Raw genomic sequence first — 12,642 nt, forward strand, 5'->3', positions numbered from 1 at the left:
GGGCGCAGGGCGCCGGGTCACCTGCAAACGAAAAACGTTAACGCTCACAATCGGTGATTTGTCACAGCCGGCCGGAATGGGCGGGCCGGAAGCCGGTGGTCAGCCGCCCCGGGCGGCCAGGTGATGCAGAGCGAGGCGATAGCCGTCGATGCCGAGGCCGCAGATCACCCCGGTCGCCACCGCGGACACCACCGAATGGTGCCGGAACTGCTCCCGGGCGTGGATGTTCGACAGATGCACCTCCACCAACGGCGCCCGCAACATGGCGCACGCGTCGCGCACCGCGTACGAGTAGTGCGACCAGGCAGCCGGGTTGAGCACCACCGCGGCCGCCTCGTCGGCGGCGGCGTGCAGCCAGCCGAGCAGTTCGTGCTCGGCGTCGGTCTGCCGGACCGTCACGTCCAGCCCCAACTCCCTGCCGGTGGCCGCGCAGAGCTCCACCAGATCGGCGTAGGTGGTCGCGCCGTACACCTCGGGCTCCCGGGTGCCCAGCCGGCCCAGGTTCGGCCCGTTGAGGACGTACACCCTCACGAGGCGGACACCTCCCGGTACGCGGCCTCCAGCAACGCGTCGTCCGGGCCCTCCAACATCGCCGGTCGGGCCAGCCCGTCGAGCACCACGAAGCGCAGCCGACTGCCCCGGGTCTTCTTGTCGACCCGCATCGCGGCCAACAACTGCGGCCAGGCGTCGGCCGGGTAGCTCACCGGCAGGCCGAGCGCGCTCACCGTGGCCCGGTGCCGGTCGGCGGTCGGCGCGTCCAGCCGGCCGGCGAGCCGGGCCAGCGTGGCCGCGTAGACCAGGCCGACCGCGACGGCGTGGCCGTGCCGCCAGCGGTAGCCCTCGTTCTGCTCGATGGCGTGGGCCAGGGTGTGACCGTAGTTGAGCACCTCCCGCACACCAGACTCGCGCAGGTCACCGGTGACCACGTCGGCCTTGACCCGGATCGCCCGCTCGATCAGCTCCCGCGTCACCGGCCCGCCCGCGTCGGTGGCGGCCACCGGATCACGCTCGACCAGGTCCAGGATCACCGGATCGGCGATGAACCCGCACTTGACCACCTCGGCGAGCCCGGCCGCCAGGTCGACAGCGGGCAGGCTGTCCAGGGTGGTCAGGTCGGCGAGCACCCCGACCGGCGGGTGGAACGCGCCCACCAGGTTCTTGCCGGCCGCCGTGTTGATGCCCGTCTTGCCGCCCACCGCCGCGTCCACCATGCCCAGCAGCGAGGTCGCCACCGGCACCCAGCGCACCCCGCGCAACCAGCAGGCCGCGACGAAGCCGGCCAGGTCGGTCACCGCGCCGCCGCCCACCCCGACCACCGCGTCGGTGCGGGTGAAGCCGGCCGCGCCGAGCCGGTCCCAGCAGCCGGCCGCCACCTCGATCTGCTTGCCCGACTCGGCGTCCGGCACCTCGATCAGCAGCGGCTCGATGCCGGCGGCGCGCAGCCGCTCGCCGAGCGCGTCCGACAGGGTCTTGAGCGGGGGCGCGTGCAGCACCGCCGCCCGGCTCGCGCCGGGCAGCAGGCCGGGCAACGCGCCCTGCAGGTCACGTCCCACCAACACGTCGTACGGCCGCTCGCCGCCGACCGGAATCCGGGTCACCTCGTCCATCGCCGGCAGCCTAGTCCAGCGGGCCACGCGGCGCGGGCGTCCGTCCACCTGCTGGCCGGGCCGCCCAGTCGGCGAGCAGGCGGGCGTGCTCGGCCACCGCGGCGCGCAGCGCCTCCGGGTGCCGCACCGTGAACGGGCAGCCCAGACCGGCGAGCAGCGCGGCCATCCCGGGGCAGGCTCTCCGCCCGGGCCTTCAGCAGCACTCCCGCGGCGGTGACGGTCAGCTCGGCCACGCTGGGCGGGATGCGGCGCCGGGCCGTGTCCAGGTCGGTCTCCAGGAGCACCTCGACCTCGTGCGGGTAGGGCACGCCGGCAAGCGACCGGGTCACCCGGGCCACCGGGTCGAAACCCGCCGGGACGGTGAACGTCGCAGTGCCGGGCAACACCGCGCCGACGCGGTCCAGCCGGAACGTGCGGACCTCCCCGCGCCGGTGGTCGTGGCCCGTCACGTACCACCGGCCGGAGTGGAAAACCAGGCCGTACGGGTCGAGCTCCCGGTGGGACCGCTCGCCCCGCCAGGAGCGGTAGTCCAGGGCCACCCGTTGCCGGTGGCGGGCCGCCGCGGCCAGGGCGAGCAGGGTGCCCGACGCCGGCCGCAGCTCCGGCTCGGGACGTCGCAGCGTGAAACCGAGGTGCTCCTGCACGGCCGCGAGCCGGTCGGCGAGCGCCGCCGGCAGCACCCGACGGATCTTCGCGAGGGCCGTGGCCGTGGCGGGCTGCTCGGTGGCCAGCCCGACGCGCTCCGCGACGACCAAACCGAGCAGCACGGCCACCGCCTCGTCGTCGGTGAGCATCAGCGGCGGCAACTTGTAGCCGGGGTGCAGCCGGTAGCCGCCGTTTCGCCCCCGGTCCGCGGTGACCGGAATGCCCAGCTCGACGAGGGTGGCCGCGTATCGGCGCACGGTCCGTTCGTCGACGCCGAGCCGCTCGGCCAGCTCGGCGGCGGTCGCGCGGTGCCGGGCCTGGAGCAGCTCCAGCAGGGCCAGCACCCGGCCGGCGGGATGTGTCACGGACCACTCCTCGAAACCGGGCGGATTCTGTCCGGATTCGATCGTACGTTCTTCCGGTAACCGAGAGAAGGAGCGACAGATGGCAACGTACGTGCTGGTACCGGGGTTCTGGTTGGGCGCCTGGGCGTGGCGGGAGGTGACCGGGACCCTGCGGGCGCAGGGCCACGACGTCTACCCGATGACGCTCACCGGGTTGGCCGAACGCGACCACCTGGCCGGGCCGCAGGTGAGCCTGGAGACGCACACCACGGACATCGTCCGGCTCATCGAGGTGGAGGACCTGCGCGACGTACTGCTGGTCGGGCATTCCGGCGGCGGCATGCCGGTCGCCCAGGTGGCGGACCGCATCCCGGACCGGATCGCCCGGGTGATCTACGTGGAGAGCGGGCCGCTACCCGACGGCACCGCGCAGTTCGACACCGTGCCGCCGGAGGAGCAGCGGCGACTGCGGGTCGCGATCGGCGACGGCCACCTGTTGCCGCCGCCGGCCTGGGATCCGCTCGCCGACCCGGTGAACCTCGCCGGGCTGGACGAGCCGACGCTGGCCCTGCTGCGGACCCGGGCCACCGCCCAGCCCCTGCGGACCGCCACCGACCCGGTACGTCGCACCGGCGGGCGGCAGGTGCCGACGGCGCTGGTGGCCAGCACCTTTCCGCTCGACGTGGTGCGGGACATGATCGACCAGCGGCACCCGTTCTTCACCGGGCTGGCCGACGGACAACTGCACGAGGTGCCCACCGGGCACTGGCCGATGCTCAGCGAGCCGAAGGCGCTTGCCGACGTCCTCGGCCTGATCGCCCGCGGCTGAGCGGCCGGGACCGCCGCGACCGGGCCGGTCAGCTCTGTAACAGGGCGGCGACCTCGGCGACGACCGCCGCCGGGGTCTTACCGTCGGTGGTCACCGTCGCCGTGGCGACCTCGCGGTAGAGCGGCCGGCGCTGGTCCATCAGGTGTTTCAGGGTGGCGCGCGGGTTGATCGCCAGCAGCGGCCGGCCGGCGCCCAACCCGACCCGCTTCACCGCGTCCGGCAGCTCCACCGAGAGGTGCACCACCCGGTGCCCGATCAACGCGGCCCGCGTCTCCTCGGCCAACACCGCGCCGCCGCCGAGCGCGAGCACACCCGTGCCGCCAGCCAGCGCCGCCGCCACCGCAGCCCGTTCCAGGGTACGGAAGTGCGCCTCACCCTCGTCGACGAAGATCTCCGGAATCGGCTTGCCGGCCATCTGCTCGATGTCGATGTCGGTGTCGCGGAACTCCACACCGAGGGTGGCGGCGAGCGCCCGGCCGACCGTGGTCTTGCCGCAGCCGGGCACGCCGACCAGCACGACGACAGGTGCCATCAGCGGATCACCAGCGCGTCGAGGTAGCCGGCCAGGTTGCGGCGGATCTCGGCGATCGAGTCCCCGCCGAACTTCTCGGTCGCCGCCTCGGCGAGCACCAGCGCCACCATCGCCTCGGCGACCACCGCCGCGGCGGGCACCGCGCAGACGTCGGAGCGCTGGTTGATCGCGGTGGCCGGCTCGCCGGTGGTGATGTCCACGGTGGCCAGCGCCCGGTTCAGCGAGGAGATCGGCTTCATCGCGGCACGGACCCGCAACGGCTCGCCGGTGGTGATGCCGCCCTCCAGCCCGCCGGCCCGGTCGGTGACCCGGCGGACCCCGGTCGCCGACGGAATAATCTCGTCGTGCGCCTCCGAGCCCCGGGATCGGGCCTGCTGCCAGCCGTCGCCGATCTCCACGCCCTTGATCGCCTGGATGGACATCAACGCGGTCGCCAGCCGGGCGTCGAGTTTGCGATCCCACTGCACGTGGCTGCCCAACCCCGGCGGCACCCCGTACGCCAGCACCTCGACCACACCCCCGAGGGTGTCGGCGGCCTTCTTCGCCGCGTCGACCTCGGCGACCATCAGCGCGCTGGCCTCCGGGTCGAGGCAGCGCAGCGGGTCGGCGTCGATCCGGGCAGCGTCGGACGGCACCGGACGCAGCCCGGGCTTCGCGGCCACCGGGCCCAGCTCGACGACGTGCGAGACGATCTCGATGCCGAGTGCCTGCCGGATCAACGCCTTGGCGACGGTGCCGACGGCCACCCGGGCGGCGGTCTCCCGAGCGCTGGCGCGTTCCAGGATCGGCCGGGCGTCGGTGTGGCCGTACTTCTGCATGCCGGCCAGGTCGGCGTGGCCCGGCCGCGGACGGGTGAGCGGGGCGTTGCGGGCCTGCCGGGCCAGCTCGTCGGGGTCGACCGGGTCGGCGGCCATCACTGTCTGCCACTTCGGCCACTCGGAGTTGCCCACCCGGATCGCCACCGGGCTGCCCAGCGTGACGCCGTGCCGCAGCCCGCCGAGCAGCTCGACCTCGTCTCGCTCGAACGCCATCCGGGCACCCCGACCGTAGCCCAGCCGTCGACGGGCCAGCTCGTCGGCGATCTCGGTGGTGGTCACCTCAATGCCGGCCGGCACCCCCTCCAGCATCGCGACGAGGGCGGGACCGTGCGATTCACCTGCAGTCAACCAACGCAACACGGCGGTCAGTCTGTCACGGCGTGCCACCGACCCGGCACGCTGCCCGCCGCGTCCCGCCCTGCGGACGCCGGCGCCCGCTCGGGCGGGCACCGGCGGCAGGTCAGATCCCCCGACCGCGCTTGTGCAGGGTGCGCAGCACCGCGTCGGCCCGCACCACCCGACCGGCGACGGCGAGGGCCAGGTAGGCGCGCGGCTCGCGGGGATTGCTGCGCAGGGTGCGCCGGGCCCACCGCAGCGCACCCCGGCGGTTGCCGGCGGCGGCCTGGGCGAACGCGATCTGACCGGCGACCCGGGCCGCACCGGCCGGCTGGCCGGCGAACTCGGGGTAGCGCCGCAGCAGCCACTGCAACGCCTCGGAGATGGTGTCCCAGCGCTGCGAGAAGTACGAGCGCTTGTGCCAGCGCACCAGCACCGAGGGCGTCCGCAGATTGATCAGCGGCGCGCTGCGTGCCGCCCGCAGCAGGAACTCGTAGTCCTCCGCGTAGCTGCCCGGGATCTCCTCGTCGACCAGCCCGAACCCGTCGCGCAGCGCGCTGGCACGGATCAGGAAGGTCGACGGGTGCAGCTCGGTCAACCGGTCGCGCAGCAGGTCGTCCAGGCTGATCCGGTCCTGGTCCAGCACCCGGTCGACGGTGTGCCCGTCATAACTGACCCGGATGCCGCAGCAGACGAACTCGGCCCCCGGGTCGGCGGCCAGCGCGTCGACCTGCACGGCCAGCTTGCCGGGCAGCCACTCGTCGTCGTCGTCGCAGAACGCGACAAGCTCACCCGCGCTGGCGAGGGTGCCGCTGTTGCGGGCCCCGGCCAGCCCCGGGGTACGGCTGTTGCCGATCACCCGTACCGCCCGGGTCGGGCCGCTGCCCAACTCGGTGAGCGACTCGTCCGGCACGGACTGGTCGAACACCACCACTACCTCGATCGGGCCCGGGTAGTCCTGCGCCAGGATCGCGCGGACCGCGGAGCGCAGCAGCTCGGGGCGGTCCCGGGTGGGTACCACGACGCTGACGCTGGGCTGGTGGGTCATCGGATCTCCTTCGCACCCGGGCGCGGCCGGGACCAGGCCCGCCGCGGTGGGCGCGGGGTCGAGCGGGCCACCAGGTCGTCGACGATCCGGCCGACCCGGGCCACCGCCGCCCGTTGTGCCTGGTGCGCCTGCGGGTCGTGGGCCACCGCGTACCGGGACGGGTCGGCCAACCCGGCGGCCAACGCGCCGTGCAGCGCCTCCCGGGTCTCGCAGAGCGCGACCAGGCCGGCGGCGCCGAGCCGGCGGGCGAACAGCAACTGATGGTCGTCGACGTGCTCACCACGGGCCGGGTCACGGGGCACCACGATGGGCAGGTGGCCGTGCCGGCGGGCCTCCAGAATGGTGGCCGGGCCGCCGTGGCAGACCACCAGGTCGGCCTCGCCCATTGCCTGTTGCAGCGCGTCGTGGCCGAGGAAGGGCACCGCGCCGGGCAGCTGCGGAGCCCGGGTGTGCCCGTGCTGCACCGTCAGCCCGACCTGCTCGGCGGCCTGCGCGTGCCACTGCGCCAACCAGTCCACGAGCCGGTCGAAGGGGTGTTTGTCGGTGCCGACCGCGACCAGCAGGCCGAGGTGACCTGTCGAGCTGTCGCGCTGGCGCGGCAGCCGGGGCTGCTCGCCGGTCGACCCGGGTTGCGGACGCCGGGCGGTGCCGGCCTCCCCCGTCACAGCAGCGTCCCGACGACGGTGGCCTCCGGGTACTGCCGGCGCTGCTCGTCCCACTGCACGAGCATCGCGGACAGAAACGGCCGGCAGAGCCGGGCGGTCATCGTCGGGGTGTCGATCCGGTCGTACACCTCGATGTAGACGGTCGGGATGCGCCACAGCCGGGCCAGCACCACGAACGGCACCGCCACCCCGGCGCCGGTGGTGACCACCGCCGCGACCCGCCGGGACCGCAGCACCCGCCAGGCCAGCAACGCGTTGCGCAGCAGGTTCGGGATGTTGCGGGTGGTCGGGTGGTGCGCCGGCACCAGGTCCTCGCCGGTCAGCAGGGACACCGCCTCGGGGGTGTCGAAGGTGACCCAGCAGCGCCGCCACCGTTCGTACCAGGGCCGCAGGGCGAGTAGTTGGGCCAGATGGCCGCCGCTGGAGCCGACCAGCAGAAGCACTGGCGCGGCATCGTCGTCGTTCTTCGTGTCCACGCGACTCCCCACAAGTTCGCTTGGAATTCCAGTTCACGCCACGCAGAAGCAGATCACACGTTCTCCGGTCGTTGAATAGCGCAACCGGACGAGCATCGATCTCTGCCCCCGGCGCTCGGACGCGTCGGACGTCCGAGGCCCATCGATCGTTATCACCACCTGCGATTTTGTCGTCACTCTTCGGCGTACCCGACGTCGTGATTCCGCCGGATCAGCCGCTATGTCTTTTCTCGATGACGTCCAAGAGTGCGGGATGCAGCGCGGGGTTCCAGCCCGCGCCCGCATCGGCCAGCCGCCAGGTCCGCAACCACATCTCCACCAGGTACGCGTCGGCGACCAGCCGGCGTTGTGACGCGCCGAGCCCGAGTCGGTCGCCGTGCCGGTCCAGGTACGCGTCGACTGCCGACGCCGCGACGGCGGCCGTCTCGCCCCGCAGCACCAGGGCCCGCTGGAACGCGTCGTGCGCCAGGTCGAACCCGACCGGCACGTCCGCCGCACTGTGCTCCCAGTCCCAGGCGACCAGCCGGCCGTCGTGCCGGCCGAGGTTCCAGGGCACCCAGTCACCGTGCCAGTGGCCGAACTCGACACTCGTGTCGCCGTGCCGGCGAGCCAGCGCGGCGACCGCGGCGACCGCCCGCGCGCCGCTCTCCTCGGCCGCGGCGGCCCGCTCGGCCTGCCCGGCCAGGCGGGTCAGGAACGTCGACCCGGCCAGTGCCCGGGGCGGGGACGGCGGGCCGCCCCGCCGGGCGACAGCGAGCAGCGCCGCGATCCGGGGCGGGTCGTCGACCGGCACCCCGCGTACCGCGGGTGGCAGTGGCTCGATCACCGCGACCACCTGGCCCGCCCACGCCGTCTCGGCGAGCAGCCGCGGCGGTGTCGGGTGGTCGGCGACACCTGTCACCGCCCGCAGCGCCCGCAGCGCCGCCGCCTCAGCTGTGACAAGCGCCCGGGTCGCGTCGTTCCAGCCGATCTTCGCGTAGCCGTACGGCCGACCGTCGACGGTGAAGAGTTGCAGGGTGGGCTTGCCGTTCGGGTCGGGCGGTCGGACCCCGCACGCGGCCAGCAGCGGCGTGCCGCCCAGCTCGGCCGCGAGCCGCTCGGCAAGCAGCAACTCCGCCGCCGTCGCACCGACGGGCACCGACACTGTCAACGTCGGAAAGGGCGCGAGCCCCACCGCACCGAGCCGGGCCAGCCCGCCGAGCACCGCCCGCAGCGCGCGCACCTTCGGCGGTCGTAACGCGTTGTACGCCAACAGCGACGCCGCCCCGGCCCGCGGAGCGCCCAACGGCACCAGGAACCGGGCCCGGGCGACCGACGGCACCACCGCGTACCGGGCCACCGCCCGGTGTCCGGCTGGTGCGCCGCCGCCCACTGTCAGGTTCACCCGCTCATCCGGGAAGACCGCCCGGCTCACCCAGCCCAGACCGTCCACCCGGGCCCGGGGGTCGGTGCTCGGGCCCACCCGCGTCGTCACGCCGGCCGGTCCGCCCAGTCGAGGTCCAGCCCGAGCCGCTCGCGCAACGCGTCGTTGTGCGGCCGGTAGTAGTCGGTCAACTCGGCGCGCAGCGCCGGCTCCAGCGGGGCCGAGCGTCGGTCGTTGTAGACCTTGAAGTCGGGCAGGTCGTACGCCGGCAGCCCGAGGAAGTCCAGGGTGCGCCGATAGGTCGCCCGGGAGTCGCGGTAGAGGTCCTCGCTGGGCAGGAAGAGGATCTGCTGCCTGTCGAAAAGCGCCAACCACGGCTCCAGGTGCTCCAGATAGCGCCCCCGCGCCCGGTACGTGTACCAGTCGTACGCCTCGCTGAACGACTCCGGCTCGGCGATCAGCCGCTCCCGCTCCCCCGCCGTGCGCTCCGGCTCGGCGGCCAGCGCGGCGGCGAAGTCCAGCGGCTCGATGCCGTGCGTGCGGCGCTCCTTCCAGTGCGAGTACGCCCGCTCCACCGGATCCCGCAGGAGCACGATCAGCTTCACCCCGGGCAGCAGCGCGGCGACCCGCTGCGCGGCGAGCGGGTGGAACATGTACAGCGGGGCGGCCTCGCCGACCCGGACCGGCCCGCCGTGCCGCTTCGACAGGGCATCGCGGTGGCGCTGGGTCGGGAAGTGCGAGCGGTACCACGCCTCGCCGCGCCCCCAGTGCTCCTCGAAGTAGTGCGCCGACTTCGTGTTCCACGCCGGAAAGAGGCGGGGCACGAGCGGATGCTGGATGAGGTAGTTCCACAGGGAGGTGGTGCCGCCCCGTTTCGTGCCGATGATCAAGAAGTCCGGCAGGGGCCGCCGGTCACTCGTGCGGACCCCGTAGTCCACAAGGGACTCCTTGACCCGGACTGTCACCTGGGTCGGGACCAACTGCTTGACCCGGTCACGGATGGACGCCACGACGGACCTCACCTGCCTCTCGTCGATGCCGGGCCGGGGTCGGCGGCCACCGCCGCGCTGTCCCGTCCACGGAGCTGCCTCATGGTCTCCCGGACGCCGGCGCGCACCCGGGCCAACGTCAACATGCCGACGCAGCCGGCCAGCAGCACGGCCAACGCCACCGTCAGGCCGGGCAGGCCGCGCCCGCCCGCCAGCACACCGGCTCCGGCCGCCACCCCCACAGTTGCGGCGGTGGCCGCCGCGGCACGCACCGTCGCGCCGTCGAACAGCGGTTCCCGGACCACCGACCGGGCGAACCCGGCGGCGGTGAGGTTCTCGGTGGCGATGCCGGCGGCCCACGCCACCGCCGCCCCGGTGGCGCCGTGCCCGGGGATCAGCCACAGGCCCAGTGACACGGTCACCGTCAGGCCGGCCAGGGTGGCCACCAGGTGCAGCCCGCTGCGCCCGCCCATCAGCAGCAGGCTCTGCACGTTGCCCACCCCGGTGTTGACGAGCATCGCCAGCGCGAGCACCGTCATCGCCGGCACCCCGGCGGTGAACTCCGGCCCGAACAGTTGCAGGAAGGCCAACGCGAAGACCGCAAGGAGGAGGTACACCGGCCAGGACAACACCAGCCCCCAGACGGTCAACTGCCTGTGCACGGCCGCCGCCGCGGCCCGCTCGCCGCGCCCGAGCAGCCGGGACAACTGCGGTGACACCGCCACCCGCAACCCCTGCATGGCGAGCTGGCCGGCCAGCACGTACCTGCCGACCGCGCCGAACACGCCGGCGTCGGTCGGCCCGGCCAGCACGGAGGTGAGCAGCACACCCACCCACATGCTGCCTGCGTCGATCGCCGCCGACGCGGCCCGGGGCAGCGCGAAGCGCCAGAACGTCGACCAGTCGTCGCGGTGGGGTCGAAGCGCCGCGCCCCGGCCCACCCCGAGCGGACCGGCCACCAGGACGAGACAGACCAGCAGCGCCACCGCCGCCGGCACCAACCAGCCGGCCATGCCGGCGACCAGGCCGCCGCCGGCCAGCGCGGCGGCGCCGACAAGCACCGGCCGGGCCACCGGCAGCAGCAGGAACTGCACCCCGACGTACGCCCGGATGGGCCGTACGCAGCGCAACGCGGCCAGCAGGAGGGTCATCGCGACCACCACCGGCACGGCGGCGAAGGTGACAGTGAGCAGCGCGTGACCGCTCGCGCCAGAGCCGCGCAGCAGCCGGGGCGCGAGCGCGTCGGCGGCCAGCACACCGGCCACGGCGACCAGGAGCCCGGCCAGCAGCGGCGGGATCAACGCCACCGGGAGCACCCGGGCCGCGTCGCCGCGCACGCCGGCAGCGCGGCGGGGCAGCGCCCACATCAGACCCGTCTCCGCGCCGAGCGTGCAGACCGCGGTGGCCACGGTGACCACCCCGATCGCCGCGAAGAACGCGCCCGCGCCGGCCGTGCCGTACCCCCGGGTTATCACCACGGCCAGCACGAAGCCGAACAGTCCGCTGGTGGCCGCGCCGAGCAGCCCGGCCACGCCGCTACGCGCGCTGCGTCGGGTCTCGGTCGAGCCCGCGTCCGCGACGACGGCCGGCTGGTCCGCACCGGCGGACACCGGCGTCGGATGCTCCGGGCCGGTCGGTGGTCGGGTCGCGGCGGTCATACCGGCACCGCCGGTGCCGGCGCGGCGGGCCGTGGCCAGCCAGCCGCCCGGGTCGACCCGACCCGGCGTTCCCGTTCGGTGAGCGCCATCGCGAAGCCGACAGCGAAGAACGCGACAGCGAGATTCTGGTTGGCCATGCCGTAGAAGGGGACCTGCACCAGACAGACCACCGGCACCACCGCCAGCCACTGCCCGGCCGCCGAGGTCGCCCGCGCGCAGATCACCGCGGCGGCGACGAACCAGCCGAGGAAACAGCCGAGCGCTGGTACGCCGTGACTGAACAGCACCATCCAGAGCTGCCCCTGGGTGCCGATCGGCGCGTCCGCCGACACGGTGTCGACGTTCACCGGCGCGCCGTAGCCCAACCACGGCGACTCCTGCACCCGGCGGATCACCTCGGTGTAGAGCGAGAGTCGGTCGGTGTTGGTGTCGCTCGACTCGACCCGGTTGTTGATCAGCTCGGTGATCGGGATGAACAACGTGGCCAACGCCCCGATCACCACCACCCCGACGATTGACGCGGCCACCCGGACGTTGCCCCGCAGACTGGCCCGCACCCCGAGCACCGCCAGCCCGGCGCCGAGGCTGAGGAACATCGCCCGGTTGAGCGTGAGGAACGCCGGAGCGAGCGACAACGGCAACGACGCGAGCAGGGCCCAGCGCAGGACACCTTTCCGGCGCAGCATCGTGAAGGCCACCACGCAGGGCAGCGTCATGGCGTACGCGCTGCCGTAGTTGTTCGTGTACGCGAACGGCGCGGCCGGCCGGTAGATCGGGTTGAGCGATCGGGTGCTGTATTCCGCTGTGGTCAGGTGCACCATGTCCTGGATGAACGGAGTGCCGGCCACCCCGCCGGGCAGCAGCACCTCCATCGGGGTGGCCAGCGCCAGCCGGGGCATCAGCACCCCGAGCCAGCCGAGTGCCACCAGCCCGAACCAGAACGCGCAGAGCGGGCTGAGCACCGCCACCAGGTTCGCGCGTTCCCGGGCGGCGACGTAGACGTAGACGCCGACCACGAGCGCGGTCAGGTAGAACGCCAGGCGCAACGCGAACGTCAGCAGTGAGGCCGGCGATGCCAACTGGGTGGCGCTGACCACCACGATGGCGAGGAACAGCAGCCAGATCCTGGCCGCCGGTGGCAGTGGCACCCGACCCCGGGTGAGCAGCAACGCGAACAGCAACGCACCCAGCAGCGGCCAACCGAGGTAGAACGCGCCGAGCAGCCACCAGAGTGGCACCAGGCCGAACATCAGTGACAGCGGCCAGAGCGGCAGCCGGGGCGGCGGGGGCGCGGGCACCGCGCCGTCGCCGACGGGGGCGCCGCCGGGCGGT

The 12,642-nt window shown here is 73.8% G+C and carries 12 protein-coding genes and 1 pseudogene; 1 reads left to right on the plus strand and 12 read right to left on the minus strand.

Annotated elements, in window-relative coordinates:
• Positions 1-99 precede the first annotated feature (99 nt).
• From aroQ to AB0B86_RS24735, 3 genes and pseudogenes are all read right to left on the minus strand, one after another.
• Positions 100-531: a type II 3-dehydroquinate dehydratase gene (gene aroQ / locus AB0B86_RS24725; protein WP_357411601.1), complete on the minus strand. Its 432-nt coding sequence runs from the start codon at positions 529-531 to the stop codon at positions 100-102.
• Positions 528-1,607 carry a 3-dehydroquinate synthase gene (aroB, locus tag AB0B86_RS24730; RefSeq protein ID WP_357411602.1) on the minus strand — a complete coding sequence of 360 codons (1,080 nt, stop codon included), beginning with the start codon at positions 1,605-1,607 and terminating at the stop codon, positions 528-530. The genes aroQ and aroB overlap by 4 nt, the downstream gene beginning before the upstream one ends.
• 10 nt (positions 1,608-1,617) lie before the next feature.
• Positions 1,618-2,617: pseudogene (locus tag AB0B86_RS24735) on the minus strand (YafY family protein).
• Positions 2,618-2,696: 79 nt separating this feature from the next.
• Between AB0B86_RS24735 and AB0B86_RS24740 the strand changes: the two are divergent.
• On the plus strand, positions 2,697-3,425 hold the full coding sequence (locus AB0B86_RS24740) for an alpha/beta hydrolase (RefSeq protein WP_357411604.1): 729 nt from the start codon (positions 2,697-2,699) through the stop codon (positions 3,423-3,425).
• Between the two features lie 28 nt (positions 3,426-3,453).
• On the opposite strand, the gene AB0B86_RS24745 is transcribed toward AB0B86_RS24740, so the two are convergent.
• The 9 genes from AB0B86_RS24745 to AB0B86_RS24785 all read right to left on the minus strand — a co-directional run bounded on the left by AB0B86_RS24745 (position 3,454) and on the right by AB0B86_RS24785 (position 12,608).
• A complete protein-coding gene (locus AB0B86_RS24745; RefSeq protein WP_357411605.1) occupies positions 3,454-3,957 on the minus strand; it encodes a shikimate kinase in 504 nt (167 codons plus the stop codon).
• Entirely contained in the window at positions 3,957-5,135 is a 1,179-nt protein-coding gene (gene aroC / locus AB0B86_RS24750; protein ID WP_357411606.1) for a chorismate synthase, read from the minus strand. Before aroC ends, AB0B86_RS24745 begins: the two co-directional genes overlap by 1 nt.
• 100 nt (positions 5,136-5,235) lie before the next feature.
• Positions 5,236-6,159, minus strand: a complete 924-nt coding sequence (locus AB0B86_RS24755) for a glycosyltransferase family A protein (RefSeq protein WP_357419885.1) — start codon at positions 6,157-6,159, stop codon at positions 5,236-5,238.
• Complete coding sequence (locus tag AB0B86_RS24760) at positions 6,156-6,824, minus strand: glycosyltransferase (protein WP_357419886.1); 669 nt, start codon at positions 6,822-6,824, stop codon at positions 6,156-6,158. Before AB0B86_RS24760 ends, AB0B86_RS24755 begins: the two co-directional genes overlap by 4 nt.
• Entirely contained in the window at positions 6,821-7,300 is a 480-nt protein-coding gene (locus AB0B86_RS24765; protein WP_357411609.1) for a UDP-N-acetylglucosamine--LPS N-acetylglucosamine transferase, read from the minus strand. Before AB0B86_RS24765 ends, AB0B86_RS24760 begins: the two co-directional genes overlap by 4 nt.
• A gap of 211 nt (positions 7,301-7,511) precedes the next feature.
• Positions 7,512-8,774, minus strand: a complete 1,263-nt coding sequence (locus AB0B86_RS24770) for a hypothetical protein (RefSeq protein ID WP_357411610.1) — start codon at positions 8,772-8,774, stop codon at positions 7,512-7,514.
• A complete protein-coding gene (locus tag AB0B86_RS24775; RefSeq protein WP_357411623.1) occupies positions 8,771-9,673 on the minus strand; it encodes a sulfotransferase domain-containing protein in 903 nt (300 codons plus the stop codon). The genes AB0B86_RS24770 and AB0B86_RS24775 overlap by 4 nt, the downstream gene beginning before the upstream one ends.
• Positions 9,674-9,681: 8 nt before the next feature.
• Positions 9,682-11,310: a lipopolysaccharide biosynthesis protein gene (locus AB0B86_RS24780; protein WP_357411611.1), complete on the minus strand. Its 1,629-nt coding sequence runs from the start codon at positions 11,308-11,310 to the stop codon at positions 9,682-9,684.
• Entirely contained in the window at positions 11,307-12,608 is a 1,302-nt protein-coding gene (locus AB0B86_RS24785; RefSeq protein WP_357411624.1) for an O-antigen ligase family protein, read from the minus strand. The genes AB0B86_RS24780 and AB0B86_RS24785 overlap by 4 nt, the downstream gene beginning before the upstream one ends.
• Positions 12,609-12,642: the final 34 nt, after the last annotated feature.

Source organism: Micromonospora sp. NPDC049047 (assembly GCF_040649135.1).
In the GTDB taxonomy this organism is placed as follows: Bacteria; Actinomycetota; Actinomycetes; order Mycobacteriales; family Micromonosporaceae; genus Micromonospora.

What these genes read in the sequence shown, in the direction of transcription:
- aroB (WP_357411602.1), bottom strand. Translation starts at nt 1,607, where the DNA reads ATGGACGAGGTGACCCGGATTCCGGTCGGCGGCGAGCGGCCGTACGAC.
- AB0B86_RS24740 (WP_357411604.1), top strand. Translation starts at nt 2,697, where the DNA reads ATGGCAACGTACGTGCTGGTACCGGGGTTCTGGTTGGGCGCCTGGGCG.
- AB0B86_RS24745 (WP_357411605.1), bottom strand. Translation starts at nt 3,957, where the DNA reads ATGGCACCTGTCGTCGTGCTGGTCGGCGTGCCCGGCTGCGGCAAGACC.
- AB0B86_RS24755 (WP_357419885.1), bottom strand. Translation starts at nt 6,159, where the DNA reads ATGACCCACCAGCCCAGCGTCAGCGTCGTGGTACCCACCCGGGACCGC.
- AB0B86_RS24780 (WP_357411611.1), bottom strand. Translation starts at nt 11,310, where the DNA reads ATGACCGCCGCGACCCGACCACCGACCGGCCCGGAGCATCCGACGCCG.